Origin of the sequence: Pantoea eucrina (assembly GCF_001691555.1) — a bacterium.
GTDB classification, from domain to species: domain Bacteria; phylum Pseudomonadota; class Gammaproteobacteria; order Enterobacterales; family Enterobacteriaceae; genus Pantoea; species Pantoea borealis.
Window position 1 is genome coordinate 139,905 of record NZ_MAYN01000008.1, and the last position, 368, is coordinate 140,272.

Annotated in this window: 1 rRNA gene (only partly in view); it reads left to right on the plus strand. The window is 57.1% G+C overall.

The window, feature by feature from the left end:
• Positions 1–368 (plus strand): 16S ribosomal RNA (locus tag BBA90_RS19605) (it extends past both window edges: 519 nt to the left, 1,096 nt to the right).

Below are 368 nucleotides of genomic sequence, written 5' to 3' on the forward strand. Positions count from 1 at the left end.
CCTTAGGGCCTCACGCCACCGGATGTGCCCAGATGGGATTAGCTAGTAGGTGGGGTAACGGCTCACCTAGGCGACGATCCCTAGCTGGTCTGAGAGGATGACCAGCCACACTGGAACTGAGACACGGTCCAGACTCCTACGGGAGGCAGCAGTGGGGAATATTGCACAATGGGCGCAAGCCTGATGCAGCCATGCCGCGTGTATGAAGAAGGCCTTCGGGTTGTAAAGTACTTTCAGCGGGGAGGAAGGCGGTGAGGTTAATAACCTTGCCGATTGACGTTACCCGCAGAAGAAGCACCGGCTAACTCCGTGCCAGCAGCCGCGGTAATACGGAGGGTGCAAGCGTTAATCGGAATTACTGGGCGTAA